This window comes from Ruegeria sp. CDSA034, from assembly GCF_059612275.1.
In genome coordinates this window covers 1-26,039 of record NZ_JBXWQH010000017.1, presented here as the reverse complement: position 1 = coordinate 26,039, position 26,039 = coordinate 1, and the positions used below count along the sequence as shown (strand labels likewise).

The following is a 26,039-nucleotide window of genomic DNA, read 5'->3' as shown; positions in this document are numbered from 1 at the left end:
TTCACTCCGCTGCAATCGCCTTAGGGGCGGGCGATTTCGGCTTGGCGCCGTGTTCGTATTCTTCAAGGAAATCGAGAACTTCCTGCCGGTAGGCGTAATAATCCGGGTGCTCCAACAGGGCCTTGCGAGTCCTTGGGCGCGGCAGGTCGACCTTGGTGATTTTACCGATGGTCGCCTGCGGACCGTTGGTCATCATCACTACGCGGTCGGCCAGCAGGATCGCCTCGTCCACATCATGGGTGACGCAGATCGCAGTCACCTTTGTGCGGGACCAGACCTCCATCAGAACTTCCTGCAATTCCCAGCGTGTGAGGCTGTCGAGCATCCCGAAAGGCTCATCCAACAGCAATAGTTTGGGCGACAGAGCAAAGGCGCGGGCGATACCGACACGCTGCTTCATCCCGTTCGACAGGTCAGAGGCAGATTTGTCCATCGCATCGGCCAGTCCGACGCGTTCCAGATAGTACTCCACCACGTCCTGCCGCTCGGCCAGGCTTGCATTGGGGTAGACCTTGTCGACACCAATCGCGACGTTTTCCTTGGCGGACAGCCAGGGGAACAGGTTTGGCGATTGGAACACTACAGCGCGTTCCGGGTCGGCGCCTTCGACGTGACGGCCATCTAACTTGATCGCGCCCTTGGAGATGTCATTAAGACCTGCGGCCATGGTCAGAACTGTGGACTTGCCGCAGCCGGAATGGCCGATCAGAGAGATGAACTCACCCTTGTCGATCTTCAGGTCAAAATCCTCGACCACGGTCAGAGGGCCTTTGGGCGTCGGATACACCTTGTGCAGCTGCGAGAAATCGAGGAAGCGGTTCTCAATCATCCCCTTTTGCGCCTCGGCCACCGCCGTTGGAACCCCGTGGATTGGGGTGACATCCGGCAGGGTACGAGTGCCTTCGACCTTGGCCTCGATCCCTACGTCCATCAGATATTTGGTGACGTCCGCCCGCAAGCGTTTGAACGTCTCATCGTTGTTCATGGCACCGCGTTCGCGCGGTCGCGGGATCGACACGTGGAACTCCTGCCCCAGCGTGCCATCTGGGTTCAGTGCAATGATCCGGTCGGCAAGAATGATTGCTTCATCGACGTCGTTGGTAATCAGCACGCAAGTCTTCTTGTCGGCTTCCCAGATGTGTTCGATCTCGTCCGCCAGATTGGCACGGGTCAAAGCGTCGAGCGCCGACAGAGGTTCATCCAGCAGCAATACCTCAGGGCTCATCGACAGCGCCCTCGCCACGTTGACCCGCTGGCGCATCCCGCCGGACAGTTCCGCCGGGCGGCGCGTCGCGGCATGGCTGAGGCCCACCATCTTGACGTAATGCGCGACTTTTTCGGCTTTCTCGGTCTTGCTGAGATCCGGGAAAACCGTATCAACCGCCAGCCCGACATTGCCGCCGACCGTCAGCCAAGGCATCAGCGAGTAGTTCTGGAAGATCACCCCGCGTTCCGGGCCGGGGCCCTTTATCGGAGCGCCTTTGAACGTGACCTCTCCGCTGGTCGGGCGATCCAGCCCGGCCATCAGGTTGATCAGGGTCGTCTTGCCGGTGCCTGAGAAACCAAGGATCACCAGAAACTCGCCCTCTTGCACGTCCAGATCGATGCCTTTCAGCACATCGGCGCGCGCAGTGCCTTCACCGAAGGATTTAGAGGTGTCCTTGAAGCTTAGAATGCTCATCGCGTTCACCGGTTATTCGTGAAGGTGAAAAGGGATTGCAGGGCATACATCACACGGTCCAGCAGGAAGCCGATGATGCCGATGGTAAAGACCGCAACCATGATCTTGGCCAATGAGCTGGAGGAACCGTTTTGGAACTCATCCCAGACAAACTTGCCCAGGCCGGGGTTCTGCGCCAGCATTTCCGCGGCGATCAGGACCATCCAGCCAACACCAAGCGACAGGCGCAGACCAGTGAAGATCAGCGGCAGGGCCGAAGGCAACACCAGTTTGGTGATCTTGGTATAGGTGTTCATTTTCAGAACCTTGGAGACGTTCACCAAATCCTTGTCGATAGATGCCACACCCAGCGCCGTGTTGATTAATGTGGGCCATAGCGAACACAAAGTTACGGTGATGGCGGAGATCAAAAAGGATTTCGCGAACCAGCCATCATTGGTGACGTAAACGGCCGAGACGATCATGGTCACAATCGGTAGCCACGCCAGTGGCGAGACCGGTTTGAATATCTGGATCAGCGGGTTCAGCGCGGCATTTGCCGTAGGCGAAAGACCTGCGGCGATGCCCAGCGGGACCGCAAGGGCAGTAGCGATCAGAAAGCCGAAAAACACAGTTTTGATCGAGGTCCAGATCTGTTGGTAGTAGGTCGGAGCCCCGGTGAAAGCGACGTCTTTCACCTTCTCCGGCTGGCCAGCATCAATAAACTTTTGATTGCACGTGTCGACCATGGCTTCGAACTTGGCGCGTTTTGCCGCTTTAGCTTTGGCGTCCTCATTCAGGCTGACCATCTCCGCCCAAACCTGCGCTGGCCCGGGGACCGCGCCCAGCGAGGTCTGTACCTTGGGCGCCAGCGTGCCCCACAGAAGCAAAAAGGCGAAGATCGACAGCAACGGCACGATCAGCAAACGCCAAATCTCGGCCATCTGAGCGCGGGGATTGTCTCCGGCGGCGGCTTTCAGAACAGGCGTGGCCCAGCTGAGACCCAACACCTGGAACCATTTGTCGGCTGCATTGATGCGGGTGAAAAGGCGGGCGCGACGCTCCTGGCGTGCAGCGTCTGCGTTGAATTCGGGATCGACGGTCGTCATCTGATGTGTCCTTGCGATGGCGGGGCACTTGTGAAGCCCACGCCCGACCTTGGCCGGACGTGGAGCTGAGGAATTAGCCTTGAACGTCCGAGCCGACGATCTTCTGCTCGCCCTTCAGGCCAATGGACATGCTTTCGAGATAGGCGTTGGGTGTGCGGCCGTCATAGGCGATCCCGTCAATGATATCCTCGGCAGGCGTTGGTGCCTTGTAGCCGTCACTGTTCCAGGGGAAATCGGCCTCATCCGCCAGACCTTCGTCAACCAGCAGACGGGCGGCCTCCAGGTAGATTTTGGGCTTGTAGACCGACTTGGCCACTTCGTCATACCAACTGTCCGGCTTCGCATCGGCGATCTGACCCCAACGACGCATCTGGGTCAGGTACCAAACCGCGTCCGAATAGAACGGATAGGTCGCGTTGTAGCGGAAGAACACGTTGAAATCTGGAACCTCACGCTTGTCGCCTTTTTCATATTCGAAAGTGCCAGTCATCGAATTGGCGATCACGTCATAATCCGCGCCCACATATTCTGCGCGGCTCAGGATTTCGACCGCTTCGGGGCGGTTGGCGTTGTCATTTTCATCCAACCACTGTGCCGCGCGGATCAGGGCTTTGGTCACTGCCAGAGTGGTATTCGGATACTCCTCGGCAAACTCGGCTGTGATGCCAAAGACCTTCTCGGGGTTGTTCTTCCACAGTTCGTAATCGGTAATTACTGGAACGCCGATGCCCTTGAACACCGCTTGCTGGTTCCACGGCTCACCCACGCAGTAGCCATAGATCGTTCCGGCCTCCAACGTGGCTGGCATTTGCGGCGGAGGTGTCACCGAGAGGAACACATCCGCACCGATTTGACCGGTCACGTTGTCTGGGCTGTAGAACCCCGGATGCAGCCCACCAGCGGCCAGCCAATAGCGCAGTTCGTAATTGTGGGTCGAGACTGGGAAGACCATGCCCATGTTAAAGGGCTTGCCTTCAGATTTGTATTTCTCAACGACCGGAGCAAGCGCCTCTGCGCTGATAGGGTGTTGGGGACGACCATCCTCCATCACCGGGATGTTCGGCTTCATCTCTTCCCAAATCTCCTTGGACACGGTGATGCCGTTGCCGTTCAGGTCCATTGAGAAGGGCGTTACGATGTGCGCTTCGGTTCCGTATCCGATGGTGGCGGCCAAAGGCTGTCCGGCCAGCATGTGTGCGCCGTCAAGCTGCCCGTCGATCACGCCATCCAATAGGACCTTCCAATTGGCTTGTGCTTCCAGCGTCACGAACAGGCCTTCGTCCAGAAAGTACCCATTCTCGTAAGCGACAGCCAGCGGCGCCATATCGGTCAGTTTGATAAAGCCAAAAGTCAGCTCGTCTTTTTCCAGTTCCAGCTCGGCCAGTGCCGGAGACACAAGCGCCGTCGTTGCGACGAGGCCTAAAAGAAGCTTTTTCATCTCGATCCCTTTCGGTTCAGCCCAACCTCTTGGGCAAACAAAAAAGCCGCCGACACAGTCCGCCGGGAGGAGGTGGCGGATGGTCGAGCGGCTTTGCTCTTGTAAGGTGCCCTGGATAGTGGGCGAATTCCGTCGGTGGGCGTCGTTGCCTTCCGATGTCCCGATTAAGACATCCTTGATCTGGGCCGTCATCCGGTTTTGAGTGTCAAAGTGTGATTTTTCTGCGCTGCAGCGTGATTTGATGCTGCGCTGCAAAAATTTTGGGCACTCTCACCCCGTTGGCTCGAAAATGCGACGATCGAAGAAGACGTTCGGCGCCAGAATCAAGCTTCCGTTTGTCGAGGCTACGGTGGTCGACTCAGGAAGCGCCCCTTCCAGCTTTTCTGACGCTCCGGGGGTTTCGACACCCAGCCCGAACAACTCGCGCCGATAGAGATCGCTGCGAAAGACACGGGCGGCCTGACGTTCGGCTGTGCTGACATCGATCCCGTTCCGTTGCGCTAGGTGATGCGCGATCCACTTGGCCTGACTGCGCCATGGGAAGGTGGCAGCGCCATCAAAGAACTCGACAAACCCATCCACATGGCGTTGCTCGCCGCGCGCCGAGATTGTGAATTCGCCCATCAATGCACGGTCGATTAGTTCGGGTGAGACATTGAGGTAGGTTTTGCGCGATAGCATCTCGGACGCGGTTGTTCGGCTGTCCGTGTTTGAAAGCCAACGTCCCGCGCGCCAAACGGCCCGCATAAGGCTACCCAGCAAATGCGGCTCAGTTTCGGCCCAGTTGTTTCTAACCGCCAACACCTTTTCAGGTGCGCAGGTCCAGATTGCCTTACCGGGCAGCAGCAAGGCACCAACATTGTCATCCACGGCGAATGAGCCCCAAGGCTCGCCCACGCAGAAGGCATCGATCTCGCCACCTGCAAGCGCCTGCGCCATGAGAGGGGGCGGGACAGTGCGGATTTCGACCTGCTTCGAAGCCAGTTCGGTTCCCGCAACCCAATAGCGCAGCAGTTCAACATGCATCGAAAACGGAAAAGGCACTCCGAACACCAAAACCTCACCGGCAGCCTTTGCCAGTGCAGCCCCAGCCGCAACGGCATCAGTGAAATCGAAGTCATAGCCCTGATCGGTCAGACGCCCTGCCAATTGGGTTCCAACGCCTATGACGTTGCCATTCAGGGATAGGACAGACACTGCGGACAGCGGCGTCGAGATACCGCCCAAACCCAAGGCCATCGCAACGGGTACAGGTGACAGCAGATGCGCTGCGTCCACATGCCCAAAAGCCAGCATATCGCGCAGAGATGACCATGACGGGGCCGGTCGCAGATCCAGAGACACGCCTTCGGCATGGTCAAATCCCATCTCGCGCGCGACAATCAACGGGGCCGCGTCGACCAAAGGCATATAGGCGACAGGCAAGGTCACGGTTCTCATGACAACAAACCCGAGGCCGTGACCAGGGCTTCGGCCACTTCTGCAACCCGGCGGTTCTGGTTCATCGCTGTTTTGCGCAGCAGGGCGTAGGCCTCGTCTTCAGACACACCCTTGGCTTTCATCAACAACCCTTTGGCGCGATCAATCACTTTGCGTTCTTCCAACGCACGGCGGGTCTCGGCCAGTTCGGTCCTCATCTGGCGTAATACCTGAAACCGGGCGATGGCGGTATCGATCACAGGTTTGATGCGCTCGGCTTGCAGGCCATCGACTACATAGGCTGATACCCCTGCCTCAACGGCTGCTTTCGCCAATCCACCCGCAGCGCCCGAGACGAACATGGCCACCGGACGCTCCATCGGACCGGAGGCGACGGTCAACTCTTCCAGCATATCCCGCGATGGATTGTCTATGTCGATCAGAACGATGTCTGGGCTATGCATTGCAATTCTACGTGCCAGCCCGGAAACATTGCCGATTACAGAAACGTCTACGTCTCCAGACTCTTTTAAGGCATCCACAATTGCAAAGGCACGTTCTTGGTTCTGCTCGACGACAACGACAGTAAGGTGTTGTTTCATAGGCACCCAAGTGAGCCCAAGCTTCATCGATCGCAATTCCAAGGCCACTAAGCGTTTCATCAGGCTGCCAGTTTGCCTATTTTATCAGCATATTTTTACATGCAGCGGAATGTCTGCACAGTTTTTCTGCATGTTATCAAAGAAATCTGCTTTGAGCCCTGGCGTGGCGCATTGGATCGACTCTTTGAATTTTCATTTGGTCTAATCTTTGGTTTGGGAGGCCAAATGTACTTCCATCGACGATGCGAAATCGAAGGTCCACTTTGACAGCAAGAACCACGTGACTCCGCAATCGCAGCGAATGATCGCTTTCCGCCCAACTGCTGGAATTCGTGCGAGCGCTGATGAAAGTGTATCCGTCTATCCGGCGCTACGCAGCCTTGAGATGTTCCGAGGCAGCCTGAGTGCCGCCTCCGTGATGAGGCATACCGCTCTTGGCTAGCCCCATTTCTACGCCAGAAAGGGTGGCCATCAACATTAGGTCGTTGAAATCGCCCAAATGACCAATGCGGAACACCTTGTCGGCTACCTTGGACAGACCATTTCCTAGTGAGATGTCATAGTGCTCAAGCGCCGTAGCACGAAACGCATCGGCGGAGTGACCTTCTGGGACCTTAACCGCAGTCAAGACGCCCGATTCCTGACCTTGATGTGTGCACAAAACCTCAAGACCCCAGGCGCGCACGGCAGCCCGTGTCGCGGCTCCGTGTCGGGAGTGACGGGCAAAAACGTTGTCCAACCCTTCCTCGTGCAACATGTCTATGGCCTCATTTAATCCATAGAGAAGATTGGTGCCGGGGGTGTAGGGAAAGAACCCCTTCTGATTTGGTCCGACCATATCTTGCCAATCCCAGTAACTTCGCGGCGTGGTCACGGATTTTGAGTGTTTTAGCGCCCGATCGCTCACGGCGTTGAAGCTCAGACCAGGCGGTAACATCAGTCCTTTTTGCGAGCCGGAGACACACACATCTACCCCCCAGTCATCGAACCGAAAGTCAACCGACGCAAGGCCGGAGATGGAGTCCACGATTAGAAGTGCGGGGTGTTTTGCAGCGTCTATGGCCCTGCGCACTTCCTCAATTGATGAAACTGACCCGGTGGACGTTTCGTTGTGAACGACGCAAACCGCCTTGATGTCGTGCTGCTTGTCCGCACGTAGACGGTCTTCAATCTGATTGGGGTCCGCGCCGCCGCGCCAATCTCCTTCAATCAGCTCTGGTTGCAACCCTAGTTTACCAGCCAAGTTGCACCACATGAAGGCGAAATGCCCTGTTTCGAACATCAGAACTTTTTCGCCAGGCGAAACCGTGTTCACAAGTGCGGCTTCCCACGCACCGGTGCCGGATGAAGGATAGATAAAGACGTTCTGTTTTGTCCTGAAAATCGTCTTCATACCATTGAGGGCCTTATTCCCGACTTCTGCAAAATTGGGTCCTCGATGATCAATGGTCTGCGTGCTTATGGCTCTCAGGATTCGATCTGGCACAGCACTTGGCCCTGGAATCTGCAAAAAGTGTCTACCCGCCTGACGCATTTGAACTGATCCTTACGCTGGTGCCAAAAAAGTGGCGCTATTACCTATTGCAAAAGTTAATTATGAATTCATTATTCAGTCAACGATGAAGTGAAAGGTCTAATTAGGCTTACAGGGAAGGGAAGGCGAACCTGATGGTAGAGAATGGATCGTTGTACCGCCGACTGTTGTCTGATGTACGGGGGGAAGTGATGTCAGATCCGGCATCGCTTGCTCGATACTCGACCGATGCCTCAATCTATCAGATGATACCGGACGCTGTGGTGATCCCCCGGTCCACAGAAGATGTCCAAGCTGTAATGTCCATTGCGCGGGACGAAGGATGTTCGGTTCTGCCTCGCGGCGGCGGCACGTCGCAATGCGGGCAAACAGTCAATCAGGGTGTTGTGCTGGACAGCACAAAACACTTGAATCGTATTCTTGACGTAGACGTTGAGAAACGTATTGCGCGCGTTCAGCCCGGTGTTGTTCTGGATCAATTGAACCAAGCGTTGAAGCAGCATGGCCTTTGGTTTCCCGTGGATCCCTCAACAGCGTCTCGTTGCACTCTTGGGGGGATGGCGGCAAACAATTCTTCAGGTGGAAAATCTCTGCGATACGGGATCATGCGAGACAACGTCCGTGCGATAAACGCAATCATGGTTGACGGCCCGGAAGCGCGGTTCAGCGCTGATACGGCCGCATCAGGCGATTATGCGGATCTTGTTGGTGATATGCGCGCTCTTGGGCGTCGCGAGGCTGCTGAAATTGACGCTCGTTTTCCCAAAGTCCAACGCCGTGTGGGCGGGTACAATATCGACGCCCTCATCGGTAACGACATCAACATGTCCCATTTATTGGTGGGGTCAGAAGGCACATTGGCCTATTTCACAGAACTGGAATTAAGCTTGGCACAGTTGCCGGGTGCGAAAGTTACTGGTGTGTGCCATTTCCCGACATTCCGTGCTGCAATGGAGGCCACTCAGCACATCGTGACACTCAACCCCCTGGCGGTAGAGTTGGTCGACGACACCATGATTGCATTAGGGCGTGAAATCCCAATGTTTCGCGAAACGATAAATGCATTTGTTGAAGGCAATCCCGAAGCCCTGCTGCTGGTGGAATTCGCCGAGGGCAGCGCCGAGGCCAATGCTGCAAAACTAGTCGAGCTTTCGCAACTGATGGGAGATCTCGGGTTTGCTTTCAGCGGTGCGGAAAACCGGTGGGGCGGCGTTGTCTCTGTTACGGACAACTCTTTGCAGAATTCTATCGCCGAGTACCGAAAATCCGGGTTGAATGTCATGATGTCGATGAAAGAGGCGGGAAAACCAATCTCTTTTGTCGAAGATTGCGCTGTCCCGCTACCCGACCTCGCCGAATACACCGCTGGCCTGACCGAAATCTTTGCAAAACATGGCACAAAGGGAACATGGTACGCGCATGCCTCGGTGGGGTGTTTACACGTGCGACCTGTGCTGAACATGCGGCAGGACAAAGACGTCCGGACAATGAGGGCGATCGCTGAAGAAACATTTGATCTGGTCAAAAAATACAAAGGATCTCATTCAGGGGAACATGGTGACGGGATCGTAAGATCAGAATTTCATGAAAAGATGTTCGGTCAGCGTATCGTTTCTGCGTTTGAGCAGGTTAAGAACCGGTTTGATCCCGACGGAGTGATGAATCCCGGCAAGATCGTGAACGCGCCCGCCATGGATGACCGCCGACTGTTCCGCTACGGCCAGGACTATTCGGTTCCTGAATTCGAAACGACGCTGGACTGGTCTGCTTGGCCGGGTGCCGGAGGAGGGTTTCAGGGCGCCGTCGAGATGTGCAACAACAATGGTGCATGCCGCAAGCTCAAGGGTGGGGTTATGTGCCCATCTTTCCGAGCGACCCGAAACGAGCGTGATGTTACGCGTGGACGGGCAAATACGCTGCGGTTTGCGATCAGCGGGCAGATGCCGGGCGGTTTGTCGTCCGATGCCATGTTGGACACAATGAAGTACTGCGTGTCCTGCAAAGCTTGCGCTCGGGAATGTCCGACCGGCGTCGACATGGCGCGAATGAAAATCGAAGTAATGTCAGCAAAACGTAAAAAAGATGGGCTGACGTTGGCAGACAAATTGATAGCTTACCTGCCCCGATATGCGCCAAAAGCCGCGAAAGTCGCGTGGCTTGTGAATCTACGAAACAAAATTGCACCCTCGCGTAAGCTATTGGAGGGACCGACTGGTATTTCAGCGCGACGTGATCTGCCAGTGTGGTCTTCTGCTCCGTTCCGTGATGCCGAGGCTCAGGACAATGATCCGCAGGTGTTGCTGTTTGCCGACGTGTTCAACCGGTATTTCGAACCGGAAAATTTACGCGCCGCTGTCCGGGTTTTGCGGGCAAACGGACTTCGGGTGGCCGTGGCGCGAGACGATCAATCCGACAGGGCATTGGATTGCGGACGTACTCTTTTAGCTATGGGCTGCGTCGACGAAGCGCGTCACGAGGCACAACGCGTGATTGACGCGACGCGAGAGGCGGTTGCAAAAGGTGTTCCAGTAGTCGGGCTCGAACCTTCCTCTATCCTCACGTTCCGGGATGAGTTTTTGGCGCTTTGCCCGGGGCCGGAAACGGAGATGTTGTCGAATGCAACGCGTACCTTTGAGGAATTTCTGGCCGATCAGCCGGACTTGGCCCTGAAGCCGTTGGATCGCCCGATCTATGTGCATGGGCATTGCCACCAGAAAGCACACGATGCCGTCACACCGATGCTCAACCTTTTGAAGCGTATTCCGGAGGCACAGGTTCACATGATAGAAAGCGGTTGTTGCGGAATGGCCGGGGCTTTTGGGTATGCGCCCGACACTATCGATGTTTCGATAAAGATGGCACAACTTGACTTGTTCCCGGCGTTGGAAGCAGCACCTATAGATGCAGTTATCGTGGCCGATGGGACATCTTGCCGCCATCAAATCGCCGAAGGTACGCAGCGGAAGCCCATGCACGTCGCGCGCCTGTTGGATCTGGTTCTTGATGTTTAGGAAATGGAAATGAACCTGACGGACAGCATTAATCGCCCGACCCTTCATGAAGAACTGGTCGAAAGGCTGCGTAACCTGGTTGTCGAAGATGTGCTAAAGCCGGGTGAAAAAGTGCCCGAGAAGCAGCTTTGTGACTCGTTGGGGGTCTCGCGGACACCTTTGCGAGAAGCTTTAAAGGTGCTTGCATCAGAAGGCTTTGTGGTACTTCAAGCCAACCGGGGGGCCCGCGTCGCAAGTGTCACGCGAGAGGAATTGGAGAATACATTTCCAGTGCTTGCGACGCTTGAGCAACTGGCGGGAGAGTTGGCATGTCAGCACCTGGATTCCGCTGAAATTGAACTAATCGAACGTCGCCACGCCGATATGCTGAAAGCCTATAAGTCACATGACCGACAGGCATATTTTAAGGCCAATCAGGACATTCATCAGGCACTGATACGTGGCGCGCGAAACGATATCCTTGCGAGCCACCACAAGCTGTTGGCCGCACGGGTCCGCCGCGCACGTTTTATGGCCAACTTGTCGGACGAGCGCTGGGCGCAGGCCATTTACGAACACAAAGCCATGATGGAGTTACTCAGGGCCCGTAATGCAGATGGGCTTGGGAAATCCATGAAGCTTCACATGATGAACAAACTTTCTGCTCTTGTGAAAGCGCTGGAGGCAGAGGACGAGACACCTCGCTAAACCCTAGTAAAAAGCGCCTACCAGCTTCCCACGGATGCGCTGCTAGTCGGCGCTGAGACTAGGAAACAGAGGGGATAACCCACAGTCCTCAGCAAGTTTGTTGAGGTCTCGACAAAGAGCGGGATTCAGCCTCACACCGTCTTTGCGGCGGGCCTCTGCGGCAGCCGTTTTGCCGTCTCCGGGCAAGCGCACCGGGTCATGACCGGGCAGGGGGGCGGATGCGCGCATTTCAGAGAAGACGCGGGCTGCGTTAGAAGCAAAGTCATTGCCCATCCCAAAGGCTGCCGGATTGAGCGCCATAACGAACTGGCCGGTGTTTGTGGATGAAGTTGTGTCCGAGGTGAAATTGACCACATCGGAACCGAAGGCCGCGCGGTTTAAGACCCCGGCCATCAACCCGATAGCTACGGAAAGACCGAACCCTTTCGGACCCCCAATCGGCAACAGAAATCCTTCTGACTTGAGGGCGGGGTCCGTCAATGGATTTCCATCACGCCCAACCATCCAGCCTTCGGGCATAGGCTTGCCTTGCTGCAACAGGGTTTTGATCTTGCCCATCGCGGCTACGGTCGTCGCCATATCAAACACAAACGGGTCGGGACCATCGGCAGGGGCGGAAAAAGCAATGGGATTGGTGCCAAGAAGCAAATCGCTACCGCCATAAGGCGGGACGTGGTTCGCGCTGCCCACTGCCGCGGCCATACCAAGCAGCCCTGCCTCGGCTTGCGGACGTACATAAAGTGCGAGTGGTCCCGCGTGATTGCCGCGCCGAACACCAACCCACCCGATACCGGTCGCTTTTGCCTTTTCAATTGCAAGATCCCGCGCCGCCAACATAGCCAGATGGCCGAGGCCATCGTCTCCGTCGATCAAAGCGGTTGCGACAGTCTCATGTTCTACAGTTACTTTTGGCGTAGGATTGGAGCCACCTCCCGCCAGCCGGGCAAGGTACTGGCGCAGGCGAAAGACACCATGCGTGCCGTAGCCATAAATGTCGGCCTCGACCATCAACGAGGCCACCTTGTCCGCATCTGTTTTTGACACACCTCGAGTTTCGAGCGCGACCGCCACAAATTCACGCAGGGTGTGGCAGTCTATATTCACAGGCTCAGAAGTCATCTCTTCCCACCTGTTCTTTGTGCCAGAACACCAATTTACGCTGTGTCCAAACCACCGATGCAAAAACCACCAGACCAACAAGGCTGAGATACAGGATCAACGAGAAGACGCGCGGCGTGTTGAGCTGCGAGGCCGCAACTCGGATAAGTTCGCCAAATCCCTTGCCACCGCCAAGGAATTCTCCTGTGATCGCACCAGCCATTACGCCGACTGCTCCGATCTTGAGACCGGTAAAAATCTGCGGCAGGCCAGTCGGCAGTTTCATCTTGAACAATGTCTGCATCCGACTTGCGCCCATTGTCTTGAAAAGCATACGCGCGTTTTCATCGGCGGCGTGAAGCCCAGCCGCAGTACCAACCACGATTGGAAATGTCGCGATAAAGGCAGCTAGCGCGACCTTTGATTCAATGCCAAAGCCTAACCACGCTACAAAGAGTGGGGCAAATGCCACCTTTGGCATGGTATCTATGGCCACCAGGTAAGGCATCACTGCCTTTTCACCAAATGCCGTTTCCCCCACCAATACGCCCAGCGAAAAACCGATCGCGATTGCCAGCGCAAAACCATAGATAACTTCTTTGATTGTGATCCACAGCGCCCCAAGCATGTAGCCGCCAGTCAATAGATTTTGTCCCACGAAGATCATATCTTTTAGGGTTTCCATCGGTGTCGGCAAAATGATTGGGGAAACCAGCCCAAGGCTCGTTACACTTTGCCATGTGCCCACGAAAACCACGAAGACAAAGGTCATCGCCAGCCAGCGTGGAACCGAGTCGATAAAGTGAATTTTCTGTTCCCATACCGTGTCTTCTGCGGTGTCAGAATCCTTTAGGGAAGGTGAGTGGTTATGAACGTCGCTCACATTTCTTCTCCCTTATCCAGGAGGCCGCGAATGTAGTCCACAATAGCGCCAAACTTGGGCGTGGTCATCATATCCAACGTGCGTGGGCGTGGCAGGTCGACCTTCACGATCTCGGCAATCCTGCCTGGGCGTGGTTTCAACACGACGATTTCGTCGGACAAAATCACGGCTTCCTGAATAGAGTGCGTAACAAGAAAAGCAGTCGCATCCTGTTCATGGCAAATCCGCTGCAGTTCCATATTCATCATGTCACGTGACAGCTCGTCCAGCGCGCTGAATGGTTCGTCTAACAAAAGCACAGCTGGTTCAGTGATCAACATACGGCAGATTGAGGCGCGCTGTGCCATGCCGCCCGACAATTCGTTCGGATATACGTTTTCGAACCCCTTCAAACCCACAATGTCCAAAAGTTCGTGAGCCTTGCCCATTGCTTGCTTGGCAGCTGCCTTGCCATCGCGGATCTCGATTGGCAACACGATGTTTTCCACGGCGGTTTTCCAGGGAAATAGTGTCGCCTGCTGGAACATCATACCAATGTCTCGCCGGGGACCGGTCACTGGCAGACCTTGTAGGATCACACGCCCTTTGGTGGGAGGGATCAGACCCGCCATGATCTTGAGCAGAGTGGATTTCCCGCACCCGCTGGACCCAATGACAGAAGTGAAGCTTCCTTTCCGTAACGTCAGATTAATATCCTCAAGCGCAACAACGAGGTTGCGTGCATAGGTTTTGCTTAAATGGGTCAATTCGTAGACCGGCGTGCCCAAGGGCGCGCCGGAAAACTCTTGTGCGGCTGCAGCGTTCATTTGCTGGCGGCCTCGTTGCCAATGGCGGCAAACTCATTGGTCCAGGCGGCGCTCAAGTCATCAAGCGGTCCCGGAATTTCGCCCCCTGCGACAAGTGCGTCTTGCCATTCTTGCCAAACCTCGGCGGGGTACCATCCCAGACCATTGCTTGGATCCGCTGCTATGGTCTTCGAGCGTACGGCATCGAACAGCGCGGCCTGGAATTCTTTGTCTTCGCCTTCCTGCGGGTTGCCGTCCGCCAGATGCTTCAGTACAGCTTCACGGTTAGCGTCATCGAGAGCAAAGGCATGGCCACGTGCGAACGCGCGGCTCCAGGCCTCGACCAATTCGCGATCGTTGGCGATTGTGTCAGCCATTGTGGCGATACCGTTTCCGAAGAAACGCCCGAATTCCGCAGGCGTAATGTCACGCACCTTCATTCCGCGCTGGTTCAGGATTGCTGTATCTGCCGTCGAAGCAGAATAAGCGTCGATTTCACCATTCAGGAAAGCTGCAGTCGCAGGACCGCCGTCGCCAACAGTAAGAAATGTGAAATCCTCACCTTCTTTCATACCTGCACCGGTCAAGACGTTTCGTGCAAAACCCACTTCGGCACCGTCTGCGGTGCCGGTTCCGATGACCTTTCCGCGCAGTTCCTCAACGCTTTGGACTTCAGAGTCTTCCGGCACCGCGATGCCGAAGTTGCTGCGTGCAGCAACGTTGTAGATATGGACGGCATCCACATCGCGCGACCGCGCTGCAATCAGAGGCCCGGGTCCAGGGCGACCGAAATGCGCTTGCCCAGCAGACAACGCCTGAAGCACGGCGCCTGAGCCGTTGATAGCCTCGACGGTCACGTTCAATCCTTCATCTGCGAAGTACCCTTCTCCAATGGCGACAAACACAGGAAATGAGTTGATTGCCGAAGGGCTTGGTTGCACGAAGGTGATTTCACGCAAGTCTTGCGCAAAACCCATTGTTCCTAGTGCTCCTGCTACTGGAACAGCAGTAAGCAGGGACGCTGTGAAAGTCCTTCTGTTCATCATTGTAGTCTTCCTCCCTTGAATGTTGACGCCTCACAGCGATTGCTGCGTAGGAGCCATTATACGGCGCGCACTGTGTTCCTTAGCGTGCCGATTTCGGAAACCTCGCAAACTACGACGTCCCCGTTTTTCAAAAACTGCGGCGGTTCCATTGCGTATCCGACGCCTGATGGCGTACCTGTCGCAATGATGTCTCCCGGTTCTAGTGTCAGGCCTTCTGACAAGGATGCGATCAACGTTGGAATGTCGAATATCATGTCCGACGTCATCCCGTTTTGGCGCTGCTCACCGTTAACTGTCAGTCCGATCGACAGAGCCTGCGGATCGCTGATGGCATCGGCGGTCACGATATAGGGACCAATTGGGCAAGATCCATCAAGCCCTTTGCCTTTGAAGTACTGGCCGCCATGGCGGCGCTGTATGTCACGGGCGGTTATGTCATTCAGAATAGAATACCCAAAGACATGATTAAACGCATCTGCCTTGGTGATGTTACGCCCGCGCTTCCCTATCACGACTGCCAACTCGACTTCGTAGTCGATGGACTGCGACACCGAAGGGAAAAGTAGGATGTCGGCGTCTGGCGCAACGACCGAGGTCGGCGGCTTGGTAAAGAAAACCGGATGTTCGGTGATGCCGATTTTCTCTTTTTGTGCCCGTTCGCCTTCTGCGATGTGTTCAGCGTAGTTTCGGCCCACGCAGAAAACGTTCTTACGTGGCGTGGGAATGGGCGACAGAAGAGGCGCGTCTTCGGGGACGAGCAAGTCCTTGAGTTCGCCTGCCTCACCCGCGGCAACAACTGCACTCAACGCCTCCAGCGCGGTCTGACCGCCTTCGATAATCCGCTGCATTGTGCTTACATCAATAGACGTATCCGGCATGAGCATCTTAATCGCACGCGAAATATCCACCCTGCTTCCGTTAGCAAGCAATGCGACGCAAACGGCGTGGCTATCTACTGAAACAGTCGCTAAACGCACTCGGCTCTCCTCCTACATTCTGGCGCCCACTTAGGTCACCGATCTTGGCCGGCGACTCAGATTTGGTTGTCACTTGCCCTTGAGTTTTTGCCGACTTGGCGTTTCAATCAATCAACCAATCAGCAAATTGGGTGGCAATGTGAGTGAGCCTTCAGAACTTTCGCAACGTGTCCGGGACCTGATCGACAATGCGGGATACCGGCACAACGATAGACTTCCACCTGAAAGGGAACTGTGCCAATGGCTCGGCACAACCAGAAATCAGCTGAGGCGCGTATTGGCCGAACTAGAGGCGCAGGGCCTTATCTGGCGGCATGTGGGTCGAGGCACGTTCGTTGGTGCCCGACCGGTTCTAAATCTGACGGACGTGACCTATTTGGGTGCACAGATTAAGCCTGAACAGGTTGTGGGTGTTCGGTTTACCATCGAGCCGCAGCTTAGCCGCCTTGCCGCGCTTCATTCTACGCGTTCGGACCGCGAGCAAATGAGGCTCTGCGTTGAGAGGTGCCGAGCCGCAGAAGACTGGCGCACATATGAAGCATGGGACAATAATTTGCATCACGCGATAGCCCGGGCAACTCGTAACCAGCTTTTCCTGTACTTCTTCGAGACTCTGAATTCCGTTCGAAGGTCCATTGTGTGGGGACAACCTCGTAAAACCTATAAACCCCCCGATGATTATTCCAGCTTTCGAGAGCATGACTTAATCCTGTCGGCGATATCGAGTGGAGACGGAGAACAGGCGGCGCAGGCCATGTTGGCGCATCTGAGGTCCGTTTACTCCCGCGTGTTGCCAGCTAGTCTTGAGGCCGACCACTAAACTAGCGCCCAACCAATTTGGGAAATGGTTGGGCTAAGCAGCGGCTGAACCTCTTGCAAATCGACGGTCACATTGGCGATGACTGAGACAAGAGCTACGTCTTTTCGGGTGTGGCACAGCATCGATCGGAACAAGGCCACAGATTGGCAAACCGATCTTTGGCAACGATGTGTTCAGGAGGATAGCGATGCACGATCTTGTAATTCCCGCGGTGAAGGTTCACGAAATACCGGTAGAAGGCGGTGGCATATTCCCGGTACGTCGGGTTTATTGCATTGGTCGAAACTACGCGGCGCACGCCATAGAAATGGGCCACGATCCAAATCGTGAACCGCCATTTTTTTTCCAAAAGAACCCTGACAACCTCGATCCATCCGGAGAATTTCCATATCCGGCTCACAGCTCGGACGTACATCATGAAGCTGAAATGTATGTGGCGCTTAAATCCGGCGGCACGAAAATTTCTGTCGAAGATGCTCTGGATCACGTCTACGGCTACGGGCTTTCACTGGATATGACCCGACGAGATTTACAGGGCGAAATGAAGAAAATGGGTCGTCCTTGGGAAATCGGGAAGGCATTTGAGCGCTCAGCTCCATGTGGACCGGTGCACAAAGCAGAAGATGTTGGACCGCTCGACGAAGGCGCAATTCGCCTATCGGTGAACGGAGAAATTCGGCAGGAAGGTGATTTGAACCAGATGATCTGGAAAGTCCCTGAAATGATCTCTTACCTGAGCGATTACTTCGAACTTGCTGCCGGCGATATTATCCTGTCTGGCACGCCCTCTGGAGTTGGTCCAGTAAACCGCGGCGATGTATTGGTGCTGTCGGTCGACAAATTGGGTAGCCTAACTGTCAAGGTAACTTAGCACCCAGACCGAACCCTCTCCGCGAAATTGGCCAATGCTTTTGTAAACGGATCCCAGATGCCCCACTTAGTCGCCGAATTGATCGCACCCCATTCTGGCACAGCAAATGCTATAGGTGCCCCAGGTCGATCTTGGTTGAACTACCTCGGGCTGCGAGAGCTTTGCGCAAAGGTCAAAAAAGATCTCCATCAGATCGGAGTAGGTCGCGGCGACCGAGTGGCAATTGTGTTGCCCAATGGCCCCGAAATGGCGACGGCCTTCATATCCGTCGCCCAAGTGGCGACGACGGCACCTTTGAACCCGGCGTACACTTACGAAGAATACGTTTTCTACCTCAAGGATCTGAATGCCAAGGCCCTTCTCGTAAACGAAGACGAAGATGGACCTGCCGTAAAAGCTGCTAGGGACCTTGGCATTGTTATCTTGAGGGCATCTCAAGATCGCTTACTTTCGGCCGGTCAGTTTTCTATTTTGCCCTGTGACTCAATTGGCCCGGCTGACACATCCGCTCCGGGTAAAGACGATGTCGCCCTGATACTGCACACGTCAGGAACTACGTCGCGTCCCAAAATCGTTCCTCTGACGCAGGCTAATATCTACGCATCCGCGCGAAATGTGGCTTCATCTTTGAAACTGACAATCGACGATCGCTGTCTGAGTATTATGCCGCTGTTTCATATCCACGGGTTGATTGCGGCTGTTGCCGCGTCTTTAGGTGCTGGATCTCAAATTAGCTGCGCCCCCGGATTCAACGCTCTTAGCTTTTTCTCTCAAGTCGCTGAAGTCGACCCGACCTGGTACACCGCGGTTCCGACAATGCACCAAGCTATCCTCGCCCGAGCTGCACGAAACCAATCGATCATAGAGCAGTCGCGGTTGCGCTTTCTTCGGTCTTCTTCTGCTTCGTTGCCGGGCCCGGTAATGGAAGAGTTGGTGGCAACTTTTAATGCGCCCGTCATCGAAGCCTACGGCATGACTGAGGCGACACATCAAATGTGTTGCAACCCTCTTACTCCCCAAACGCAAAAACCCGGATCTGTTGGAATAGCAGCAGGCCCCGAAGTCAGAATTGCAGACGAAAACGAAAATAATCTGATCTCTTCGCGGGACGTCGGAGAAATCGTTATCAGCGGTCCGAACGTGACGCCGGGATACGAAAGCAACCCGCAGGCAAATGCCGCCAATTTCTTTGAAGTGGACGGAAAAACTTGGTTTCGCACTGGTGACCAGGGTTCATTCGACGAAGAGAATTATCTGCGACTGACCGGTCGACTTAAAGAGCTTATCAATCGCGGTGGAGAGAAAATCAGCCCACTTGAGGTTGACGCTGTACTCTTAAGCCACCCAGACGTTGCTCAGGCAGTTTGTTTTGCTGTTCCCCACGAAAAACTGGGTGAAGACATAGCGGCCGCTGTGGTGCTTTCAGAAGGCGCGACGATCCAAGGTCAGGAGGTCAGGGCTTTTGTTGGCGCGCGGCTCGCAAAATTCAAGGTGCCGAATTCAGTGGTTATTCTTGAAGAAATTCCAAAAGGCGCGACTGGCAAGATACAAAGGATCGGACTAGCTGCTAAATTGGGACTGGCAAAGGCTTAGACACATGAAAGTTTGTATCTTTGGTGCCGGAGCTATCGGAGGTTACGTTGCCGCGAAACTTGCACAAACCGATACCGAAGTCAGTGTCGTCGCGCGTGGGCCCCACTTGGCGGCAATGCAGGAAAAAGGACTGACCCTTCTTGAGGAAGGGCAGGATCCGGTCAGCGTTCCAATACGCGCTTCAGACAATGCTGCCGATCTCGGCCCACAAGATTATGTCTTCATCACACTGAAAGCGCATTCCGTCCCAGCGGTCGTAGACTCAATGCAGCCGTTGATTGCAGACGAGACAACCGTGGTAAGTGGAGTGAACGGCGTGCCCTGGTGGTACTTCCACAAACTGGGCGGCCCGTACGAGGGAACGAGGTTGGCTTCAGTCGATCCGGGAAATGTGCAGTGGGACGGTTTTGGACCAGATCGCGTCCTCGGATGTGTTGTCTATCCTGCCGCCGAGGTCATAGCTCCAGGATCAATCAAGCATATCGAAGGCAATCGTTTTTCGTTGGGCGAGCCCGATGGTACTAAATCAGACCGTGCTGCCAAGCTTTCGGCTGCTCTATCCGCCGCCGGACTGCGTGCGCCCGTCAGACCAAGAATCCGGGATGAAATTTGGTTGAAACTGTGGGGTAACTTGTCGTTCAACCCGATTTCCGCTCTTACCCACTCAACACTTGATGTCCTGTGTGCCGACGAAGGCACACGCTCCGTGGCACGCGGAATGATGCTCGAGGCTCAGGAAGTCAGTGAAAAACTTGGTGTAAAGTTCCCGATAGACGTTGAAAAACGCCTCGACGGTGGAGCGGCTGTCGGTGCGCACAAAACCTCTATGTGGCAGGATTTGGAGTTGCACCGACCGATGGAAATTGATGCCTTGGTCACTTCAGTGCAAGAACTGGGGCACCTTACGGGTATCTCAACGCCCACAATCGATACCGTCGCATCACTGATCAAACTGAGGGCAAAGGTCGCAGGTCTCTATTAAAGTCTCTGTGGGCCTTGTACCGCGCGCATGCTTGAGGCGGGTAACGGGGGCTGGTTCGAACGTGTCACACAGCGTCTTTGGGAGTATTCCTGCACCTTCGATGTCATTTCGCTCCTCGTTTTGGGTTTGAAATGCTTGACGTTTGGGTCGGAATTGAGTGACGCGATTTACCCATTTGTTGAGGTTATTGACGCCGATTTAGGCAGGAATCAGTGACGTTCCACACGAACGCGGGAGGGGGCGAGACAACGTTATTCGACAGGGGCGGTGCGGCCCGCAGGCAAAGCCGAGGACACGGCCCTGACTAAAAGGGTTGCCCGAGGGGGAGGGCAGCGCCCTCACCCTGACGGCCAGGGGCGTTTGGCTTGTCCAAATGCCGCTGGCCCACGAAGGGAAAGTAAGGGGAAAGAGCGCCCGCCGCCATTTGCGATTGTACCATTCTGTCAAACTGCAAAAAGCAATAGGAGGCCATCCGCATTTGTCCACGATGTATTTTGGAGACCATGGAGGCTTCTGGCTCCGAGAACGCGTTTCAACTTCTTGAGTGGTTGGTGCTGCCGATTGGGACCTGTGCCAAACATGGCGTACCGTTGCTCCTGCTTCCCAACGCGGCGTACCGTTGCTCCTGCTTCCCAACGCGGCGCATGCGCATCTCACCTACGACGTGATTGAACAGGTGGCCCGCCACAAGGATCTGATCTTTGAGGCCGCACAAGACGCAAAGACGCTTCGACGTTCTTTGTTTGAAACTTACTTAAGCCGCCGTATCGAGTTTGAGGTCGCGGATGATTGGTTGGACCCACTGGACCTGACGCATCTTCATCAGGCGTGTTTGACACTGGGAATGTCAATCGCCCTGGTTCGAGGCGTCGGTCGTTTGGACTTGGACTTCGAACAGGAGCGTGCTGCCATGTCGGCCGGGTTCGAGGTTTTGAAGAGTGGGCCGGAAGCCCTGATATCTGAGTTGGACCGTGCCAGGCGTCGGTCTTCCTCCAAGCGATCTTATTTCACGACAGATATGGGCGAATGCTATACCTGGCTGAAAGACACTGAAGAGGACCCGGCGACAGTAGTCCTCAGGGCTTGGGTGCAGGATTTTGTGCGGGAGAATTATCCGCTGCAGACCGGTGCGAAAGTTCTGGGTACGGAAATCTCAGCACCCAAACTCATCACGCTAGAACGCGCGCGGGAGCTACATGGGGTCGGCGAGGTTCGGGTGCGAGGCATTCTCGCCCACTTTCGCGGTCAAAACGCGAGCGAGCTGTCAGATATGAAAGATGTCAGCCATGAGGATCTGGCCGCCGTGCTCGATTTCTGGTCTGGACTGCAGAATATCAAATCCACCGCGACCTAGCTGAATATCCATCCGGTCCAGGTGAAAGCGCTGATCCGGCAGGACGTTTTGAAAGCTCATCGTTTCGGAACGTCTCTGCGCTACGTGACATCGTCTTCTGTGCAAACCTAGATGACCCGTCTTGAGAATCTGCAGTTAGCATCATCGACACGTCGTAGGTTGCCACTCAAGGAATTCAGCCGAAAGAGCCGGGTTCCTTTGGCACGCGTTGTCGCCGATTGGGCGGCAGGTCGATTGACCGGCGTGTCGCGTGATCCAGAAGCCGAAGGTTTGGCTGGGATGCTGATCGATCAAGCTGAAGGCTTAGAGAGGCAGGAGCGTGCATTTTCTGGTGACCTGCCGCTCTTGGATGCGGCGGCACGCTTGAAAATGAATGTGATATCGATCCGACGGTTGCGGGATGGTGGCTTTCTTAGTCAGGTCACGGTGCGAAACCCGGACACGCAGCACAACCGGTGTTATATCATGGCCCAAAGCCTGCAAGCGTTTGAGGCGCGTTATGTAACACTGGGTCAAATGGCTGAGCAGTTTGAACTTGCCGCGATCCATCTGGCTCGGGCGTTGGACCGAAGAGAAATCGAGACTATCCGCTGTGAGGCCGGGTTTGTTCGCGCGTATCCGAAAGAGATACGAGATATTGTTCGGGAATTGACGATGAGGGGTTACACGTCAGACCAACCCGAAAATACCAACGACTGTTTGAACCAAGAAAAGCAAGTGGCGGAGCCAAGCTGATGCTCCGCCGTGCATGCTCACCAGTAGTAGTGATGGGTTTTGCGGCTATCCGGCCAAGCAATGTCATTAGGATCAGCGCCTTTCAGGATGCCAAGCGCAAGGGCCTTGGATTTGAGTCTTGTTGGACGTGTGTGAAAGATGATGTCGTGGCCGCGCGACCAATTGCCGAGCCACCGGACATCATCCAGGTCTTTTCCGAGACGACGGCTCAGACCCAAGAGCGAGTACCCGTTCCCAGGCACGGTGCGGGGACGTTTGCGTTTGTAGTGGGCCATGTCTTTGGCCTTTCATGCAGTTTCAGAACTACATGGCACCCTCCATCGTTTGGTTTGCTGGTCTTGGGCTGGGCTCTGCTTTGACACTGAACACGCAGCCGGACTGGATATCGGACTGGGTCTTCAAAATCAATCGAAGGGAATAGGACGGCTTTGCAAAAGAATTTGTGCATCGGCTCTGGCAACCGGAGAGGCCCTTTAGTCAGGGCAGTTTACAGGCAACGGAACGTTACAAGTATTTCATGTGCGTAGGCCGTTGCCAGTTTTTCCTAAAGGCAAACTACAAGCATTTGTTAAACTGCGAGGTGCAGAGACATGACTGATGGTCGAAATGATCTTTTTGAACGCCTCATTCCAATTTGGGAGGCCGTGGTTAAGTTGGGCGAGAACACCCCCGAACTCAGTAAGAAGGCCTACCTCAATGAGATGAGGGGTGAAGTGTACAAAGCACGGACCGCTTCATTTGGGACTGAAAATAGTGCGGATCGGTGTGACGAAAAAGTAGCGGAGGATCCTGAAGCTCAGTTCAAGATGATTGCAGTCGCCTATGCCACCGGAGACATGGATAAGGTCGATCAGGTGATAAACTACCTTGCTTTTATACGTCGTATGAAAAACAGGGCATTTATGAATTGGGGCACTGGAGTGATGAGGGCCCAGGTGGGCGATAATACAACCAGAGATCGCTTCACATAACACCCATACTGCGACGTACGCGGTTTGTTATGACGCTGCAATTCATGCGGCGCTCGCGAAACCCGCCAATCGAAATCCAGATCGACGAAGACCGCAATGCGGACAAAGCTGCCGTCTGTATTTGCCCGAAGCCAAGCTATTGACTCTTGCAACTCTTGCCCAAGGCGAACATCTGGGCTGCCGAAAATGCACGAATGAATTTTTTCAAGGTTTCTTGGAGTCGCCGGAACAGCACCTCAAACTCATTAGGTGCAGGCTACCCGAACAACTAGGTCCGCCTCGCATTTGTTTCTCTTGGTGCAATTGCCTTCAGAATTTCTACCGCTCTCATAGACACACATTGGCGGTTTTGTTGACCAACCCTGCTTCGTGCTACACTCGTCTTTGCCCGTGCATTGCGAGCCCCCACAAGTTTTGGGGTGCCATTGTCTGAGCGACTGATATGTTTTTCATTCACTTGGGCAAGTTCTGCTGCGAAAAGAACATACCGCTTCTCCGTTTGTCATTTCGGTAACCCTCCGGCGTTGCTACACTCCACCGCTGTGGCTGCCGCACCGCTAGTGGCTGAAACTGCCACAGCAAGGAAGAAAATTCCTGCAAATAGTTTTGCCAAATAGCGCACCACTATTTTCCTAACGCGATCATACGCAGTCAGATAGCAAGAATGAGACCAAGAAAAAGCTCTCAAACTCACTGTCAATTGGCACCATCAGTGGACGTTCAGCAAGACCTGGGCGATACCTGCTCCACATTAAAATAATCCAATGACCGAGTTTTCACTTTTCCGTGTGCACTCCGTTCACGCAATACTCAAATCCCAACGACTTGCCCTTTGAGGCTATATAGAATGTACAAAACTTCCTCTTGCTCCCGCTGACCAACGTCGTTTGCCTGTAGTGCGTTCACGGCGTCGTCCAATACTGCGACAAACTCGTCTCCGCTGATGTTCATGTGCCGATGCGCGGCAACCATATCCTTGCCTGCATAGATCTCAGGTCCACCAGAACCAGTAATAAAGAAGTCTCCTGCCATTTGCTTGAGGTGCTTCATATCACTTCCTGCAAATCGAGCAGAGACAACTGGGTTTTTGGAGTGATTGTCCACCAGCGTGTCAACTATTCGCCGAATACCATCCGTTCCCCCCAAACGATCATAAAGTGTCGCAGGCATTGTCTATCCCTTTTTTTTGATCGGCGTTTCTCAGACGCTAGCATGGTATTCTAATTGGAGCCAAATCTATTGCATTATGGCCACGCAATTGATCGCAGCTCACCTTGAAAAACGATGAGCGCTTTGGGCTCTCCTGGCACCTTCGCCGCGATCTGCGCCAAGGGTGGGTCTGATATGGATCGACTTTCGCTGAACGCCGCATGAACAAGCAAGACGCAAACTTTGCGGCCATTCGCATTTTTTGTCCGTAGGACGCAGTACAGCCCGAAGCGGATCTTCGACGCTGAGCTTTGCTAATTCAACTGCGCGGGACGGGAGCTACCATTGATGCGAATGGCTTGAACGTATCGAGCGCTGCACCACGGCGACAATGTAAGAGAGAATTTGACCGCTAAAGGCAAGGCGGCTGAAACAGCACTCTTAAAGGAAGCAGGCGTCACCGCACACTTTCGGGCAAAACAGGCTTAACCCAAGGTGTTGCCGGTGACGAAGGTGTACGAACTTTCGACTAGATCGATGACGACATCCAACTCTTCTGGTGTGGTCGGTGTGTATATCATCACAAAGCCGCTCCACCCAGAACGTTGCTTGGCCCAAGGGTGTGCAACGGCCCAACCAGCCTCAATTGCCTGTCGCGCCATTGCGGGGTGCAGCGAAGCGTGCAAGCTGCCATCAGGATGCATATGCGCAAATTCAAACCCACCGACGATAGAGCTCGGTTGAGACAACAACATGTCGGGATCAAGCTGAAAGCCAATCGCGCCAGGTAGCGAAATGCGTGTCGGTCCAAGTGTGACCCCTGGGAATTGCGCAACACGCTCCAGCAATAGCCGTGCCAAATCGGCATCAATCTCGACACCCATCTGAGTATGCGGTACGCCGCTTGTTGTTTCAGGACGGGGCGAGGAGCGCTCCGGCAAGGAGCGCTCTTGTGCGAATACCAAAGGGCACGTTAAAGCCAGTGCTGTCGTTGCAACCGCCAGTTGCCTCAGGAACACATTCATTTTGTTGTCAGCCCGTCAAAAGTAAAGATTGAGTGCTCAGCGCCGTATCGGTGCCCCTGCACACATCATTCAGCTTTTAACGCTTCGATATTGATCAAGAGCTCTATTTCGTCGCTGACCGCTGGTGCAAAGGCCCCAAGTCCGAATTCAGACCGCACGATAGTCGCCGTCGCTGCCAGCCCCACGGTCGGCGTGCCCTCCTTTTCGCCAAAAGGGTATGGCGCTGACTTGTTAAGCGTTGTTTCCAGAACAACAGGCTTGGTGACGCCATTCATGGTCAAGTCGCCAGA

At 54.8% G+C, this 26,039-nt stretch carries 24 protein-coding genes; 9 read left to right on the top strand and 15 right to left on the bottom strand.

The window, feature by feature from the left end; genetic code table 11:
* Position 1: 1 nt before the first annotated feature.
* The 6 genes from AC2FLJ_RS20640 to AC2FLJ_RS20615 all read right to left on the bottom strand — a co-directional run bounded on the left by AC2FLJ_RS20640 (position 2) and on the right by AC2FLJ_RS20615 (position 7,762).
* Complete coding sequence (locus AC2FLJ_RS20640; RefSeq protein ID WP_496698241.1) at positions 2–1,681, bottom strand: ABC transporter ATP-binding protein; 1,680 nt, start codon at positions 1,679–1,681, stop codon at positions 2–4.
* A gap of 5 nt (positions 1,682–1,686) precedes the next feature.
* The gene (locus tag AC2FLJ_RS20635) at positions 1,687–2,769 is read right to left on the bottom strand and encodes an ABC transporter permease (RefSeq protein ID WP_496707422.1); all 1,083 of its coding nucleotides are present in this window, start codon (positions 2,767–2,769) and stop codon (positions 1,687–1,689) included.
* Positions 2,770–2,842: 73 nt separating this feature from the next.
* On the bottom strand, positions 2,843–4,207 hold the full coding sequence (locus AC2FLJ_RS20630) for a CmpA/NrtA family ABC transporter substrate-binding protein (RefSeq protein ID WP_496698245.1): 1,365 nt from the start codon (positions 4,205–4,207) through the stop codon (positions 2,843–2,845).
* A 270-nt stretch (positions 4,208–4,477) separates the two neighbouring features.
* On the bottom strand, positions 4,478–5,647 hold the full coding sequence (locus tag AC2FLJ_RS20625; protein WP_496698247.1) for an ABC transporter substrate-binding protein: 1,170 nt from the start codon (positions 5,645–5,647) through the stop codon (positions 4,478–4,480).
* Complete coding sequence (locus AC2FLJ_RS20620; RefSeq protein ID WP_282120623.1) at positions 5,644–6,228, bottom strand: ANTAR domain-containing response regulator; 585 nt, start codon at positions 6,226–6,228, stop codon at positions 5,644–5,646. The genes AC2FLJ_RS20625 and AC2FLJ_RS20620 overlap by 4 nt, the downstream gene beginning before the upstream one ends.
* Positions 6,229–6,598: 370 nt before the next feature.
* Entirely contained in the window at positions 6,599–7,762 is a 1,164-nt protein-coding gene (locus AC2FLJ_RS20615; RefSeq protein WP_496707419.1) for a pyridoxal-phosphate-dependent aminotransferase family protein, read from the bottom strand.
* Positions 7,763–7,896: 134 nt separating this feature from the next.
* On the opposite strand from AC2FLJ_RS20615, the gene AC2FLJ_RS20610 reads away from it, so the two are divergent.
* A complete protein-coding gene (locus tag AC2FLJ_RS20610) occupies positions 7,897–10,773 on the top strand; it encodes an FAD-binding and (Fe-S)-binding domain-containing protein (protein ID WP_496707417.1) in 2,877 nt (958 codons plus the stop codon).
* A gap of 9 nt (positions 10,774–10,782) precedes the next feature.
* Positions 10,783–11,460: a GntR family transcriptional regulator gene (locus AC2FLJ_RS20605; protein WP_496698254.1), complete on the top strand. Its 678-nt coding sequence runs from the start codon at positions 10,783–10,785 to the stop codon at positions 11,458–11,460.
* Between the two features lie 42 nt (positions 11,461–11,502).
* Here the strand turns inward: AC2FLJ_RS20605 and AC2FLJ_RS20600 are convergent, their stop codons facing one another.
* The 5 genes from AC2FLJ_RS20600 to AC2FLJ_RS20580 all read right to left on the bottom strand — a co-directional run bounded on the left by AC2FLJ_RS20600 (position 11,503) and on the right by AC2FLJ_RS20580 (position 16,249).
* Complete coding sequence (locus AC2FLJ_RS20600; RefSeq protein ID WP_496707415.1) at positions 11,503–12,579, bottom strand: Ldh family oxidoreductase; 1,077 nt, start codon at positions 12,577–12,579, stop codon at positions 11,503–11,505.
* The gene (locus AC2FLJ_RS20595; RefSeq protein WP_109312708.1) at positions 12,569–13,441 is read right to left on the bottom strand and encodes an ABC transporter permease; all 873 of its coding nucleotides are present in this window, start codon (positions 13,439–13,441) and stop codon (positions 12,569–12,571) included. Before AC2FLJ_RS20595 ends, AC2FLJ_RS20600 begins: the two co-directional genes overlap by 11 nt.
* The gene (locus AC2FLJ_RS20590) at positions 13,438–14,247 is read right to left on the bottom strand and encodes an ABC transporter ATP-binding protein (protein WP_108859902.1); all 810 of its coding nucleotides are present in this window, start codon (positions 14,245–14,247) and stop codon (positions 13,438–13,440) included. Before AC2FLJ_RS20590 ends, AC2FLJ_RS20595 begins: the two co-directional genes overlap by 4 nt.
* A complete protein-coding gene (locus AC2FLJ_RS20585; protein WP_234416594.1) occupies positions 14,244–15,203 on the bottom strand; it encodes an ABC transporter substrate-binding protein in 960 nt (319 codons plus the stop codon). The genes AC2FLJ_RS20590 and AC2FLJ_RS20585 overlap by 4 nt, the downstream gene beginning before the upstream one ends.
* A 125-nt stretch (positions 15,204–15,328) precedes the next feature.
* Positions 15,329–16,249, bottom strand: coding sequence for a fumarylacetoacetate hydrolase family protein (locus AC2FLJ_RS20580; RefSeq protein WP_496707412.1), 921 nt, complete (start codon positions 16,247–16,249; stop codon positions 15,329–15,331).
* Positions 16,250–16,388: 139 nt separating this feature from the next.
* Between AC2FLJ_RS20580 and AC2FLJ_RS20575 the strand changes: the two genes are divergently transcribed.
* The 6 genes from AC2FLJ_RS20575 to AC2FLJ_RS20550 all read left to right on the top strand — a co-directional run bounded on the left by AC2FLJ_RS20575 (position 16,389) and on the right by AC2FLJ_RS20550 (position 22,604).
* Complete coding sequence (locus AC2FLJ_RS20575) at positions 16,389–17,069, top strand: FadR/GntR family transcriptional regulator (protein WP_108859904.1); 681 nt, start codon at positions 16,389–16,391, stop codon at positions 17,067–17,069.
* A gap of 187 nt (positions 17,070–17,256) precedes the next feature.
* Positions 17,257–17,940 (top strand): fumarylacetoacetate hydrolase family protein, encoded by a 684-nt coding sequence (locus tag AC2FLJ_RS20570; RefSeq protein WP_496698262.1) that lies wholly within the window; start codon positions 17,257–17,259, stop codon positions 17,938–17,940.
* A 57-nt stretch (positions 17,941–17,997) separates the two neighbouring features.
* Complete coding sequence (locus tag AC2FLJ_RS20565; RefSeq protein ID WP_496698597.1) at positions 17,998–19,533, top strand: acyl--CoA ligase; 1,536 nt, start codon at positions 17,998–18,000, stop codon at positions 19,531–19,533.
* 4 nt (positions 19,534–19,537) lie between these two features.
* Entirely contained in the window at positions 19,538–20,515 is a 978-nt protein-coding gene (locus AC2FLJ_RS20560) for a 2-dehydropantoate 2-reductase (RefSeq protein ID WP_496707410.1), read from the top strand.
* A 619-nt stretch (positions 20,516–21,134) separates the two neighbouring features.
* Positions 21,135–21,869: a hypothetical protein gene (locus AC2FLJ_RS20555; protein ID WP_496707409.1), complete on the top strand. Its 735-nt coding sequence runs from the start codon at positions 21,135–21,137 to the stop codon at positions 21,867–21,869.
* A gap of 198 nt (positions 21,870–22,067) precedes the next feature.
* Positions 22,068–22,604: a hypothetical protein gene (locus tag AC2FLJ_RS20550; protein ID WP_496707407.1), complete on the top strand. Its 537-nt coding sequence runs from the start codon at positions 22,068–22,070 to the stop codon at positions 22,602–22,604.
* 17 nt (positions 22,605–22,621) lie between these two features.
* On the opposite strand, the gene AC2FLJ_RS20545 is transcribed toward AC2FLJ_RS20550, so the two are convergent.
* Positions 22,622–22,879 (bottom strand): hypothetical protein, encoded by a 258-nt coding sequence (locus AC2FLJ_RS20545; protein WP_496698269.1) that lies wholly within the window; start codon positions 22,877–22,879, stop codon positions 22,622–22,624.
* A gap of 315 nt (positions 22,880–23,194) precedes the next feature.
* On the opposite strand from AC2FLJ_RS20545, the gene AC2FLJ_RS20540 reads away from it, so the two are divergent.
* Positions 23,195–23,575: a hypothetical protein gene (locus AC2FLJ_RS20540; protein ID WP_496707405.1), complete on the top strand. Its 381-nt coding sequence runs from the start codon at positions 23,195–23,197 to the stop codon at positions 23,573–23,575.
* Between the two features lie 810 nt (positions 23,576–24,385).
* On the opposite strand, the gene AC2FLJ_RS20535 is transcribed toward AC2FLJ_RS20540, so the two are convergent.
* The 3 genes from AC2FLJ_RS20535 to AC2FLJ_RS20525 all read right to left on the bottom strand — a co-directional run.
* Complete coding sequence (locus AC2FLJ_RS20535; RefSeq protein WP_282121406.1) at positions 24,386–24,745, bottom strand: group I truncated hemoglobin; 360 nt, start codon at positions 24,743–24,745, stop codon at positions 24,386–24,388.
* Between the two features lie 464 nt (positions 24,746–25,209).
* The gene (locus AC2FLJ_RS20530; RefSeq protein WP_496707403.1) at positions 25,210–25,665 is read right to left on the bottom strand and encodes a luciferase domain-containing protein; all 456 of its coding nucleotides are present in this window, start codon (positions 25,663–25,665) and stop codon (positions 25,210–25,212) included.
* 149 nt (positions 25,666–25,814) lie between these two features.
* The coding region (locus AC2FLJ_RS20525) for a YceI family protein (protein ID WP_496707401.1) at positions 25,815–26,039 on the bottom strand (225 nt) is incomplete at its 5' end.

Excerpts from the sequence above, each read along its gene's own strand:
- AC2FLJ_RS20590 (WP_108859902.1), bottom strand. The coding sequence starts at position 14,247 with ATGAACGCTGCAGCCGCACAAGAGTTTTCCGGCGCGCCCTTGGGCACG.
- AC2FLJ_RS20545 (WP_496698269.1), bottom strand. The coding sequence starts at position 22,879 with ATGGCCCACTACAAACGCAAACGTCCCCGCACCGTGCCTGGGAACGGG.
- AC2FLJ_RS20535 (WP_282121406.1), bottom strand. The coding sequence starts at position 24,745 with ATGCCTGCGACACTTTATGATCGTTTGGGGGGAACGGATGGTATTCGG.
- AC2FLJ_RS20610 (WP_496707417.1), top strand. The coding sequence starts at position 7,897 with ATGGTAGAGAATGGATCGTTGTACCGCCGACTGTTGTCTGATGTACGG.
- AC2FLJ_RS20615 (WP_496707419.1), bottom strand. The coding sequence starts at position 7,762 with ATGCGTCAGGCGGGTAGACACTTTTTGCAGATTCCAGGGCCAAGTGCT.
- AC2FLJ_RS20640 (WP_496698241.1), bottom strand. The coding sequence starts at position 1,681 with ATGAGCATTCTAAGCTTCAAGGACACCTCTAAATCCTTCGGTGAAGGC.
- AC2FLJ_RS20565 (WP_496698597.1), top strand. The coding sequence starts at position 17,998 with ATGCCCCACTTAGTCGCCGAATTGATCGCACCCCATTCTGGCACAGCA.
- AC2FLJ_RS20570 (WP_496698262.1), top strand. The coding sequence starts at position 17,257 with ATGCACGATCTTGTAATTCCCGCGGTGAAGGTTCACGAAATACCGGTA.
- AC2FLJ_RS20630 (WP_496698245.1), bottom strand. The coding sequence starts at position 4,207 with ATGAAAAAGCTTCTTTTAGGCCTCGTCGCAACGACGGCGCTTGTGTCT.
- AC2FLJ_RS20605 (WP_496698254.1), top strand. The coding sequence starts at position 10,783 with ATGAACCTGACGGACAGCATTAATCGCCCGACCCTTCATGAAGAACTG.
- AC2FLJ_RS20635 (WP_496707422.1), bottom strand. The coding sequence starts at position 2,769 with ATGACGACCGTCGATCCCGAATTCAACGCAGACGCTGCACGCCAGGAG.
- AC2FLJ_RS20560 (WP_496707410.1), top strand. The coding sequence starts at position 19,538 with ATGAAAGTTTGTATCTTTGGTGCCGGAGCTATCGGAGGTTACGTTGCC.
- AC2FLJ_RS20540 (WP_496707405.1), top strand. The coding sequence starts at position 23,195 with ATGACTGATGGTCGAAATGATCTTTTTGAACGCCTCATTCCAATTTGG.
- AC2FLJ_RS20600 (WP_496707415.1), bottom strand. The coding sequence starts at position 12,579 with ATGACTTCTGAGCCTGTGAATATAGACTGCCACACCCTGCGTGAATTT.
- AC2FLJ_RS20620 (WP_282120623.1), bottom strand. The coding sequence starts at position 6,228 with ATGAAACAACACCTTACTGTCGTTGTCGTCGAGCAGAACCAAGAACGT.
- AC2FLJ_RS20585 (WP_234416594.1), bottom strand. The coding sequence starts at position 15,203 with ATGGGTTTTGCGCAAGACTTGCGTGAAATCACCTTCGTGCAACCAAGC.
- AC2FLJ_RS20625 (WP_496698247.1), bottom strand. The coding sequence starts at position 5,647 with ATGAGAACCGTGACCTTGCCTGTCGCCTATATGCCTTTGGTCGACGCG.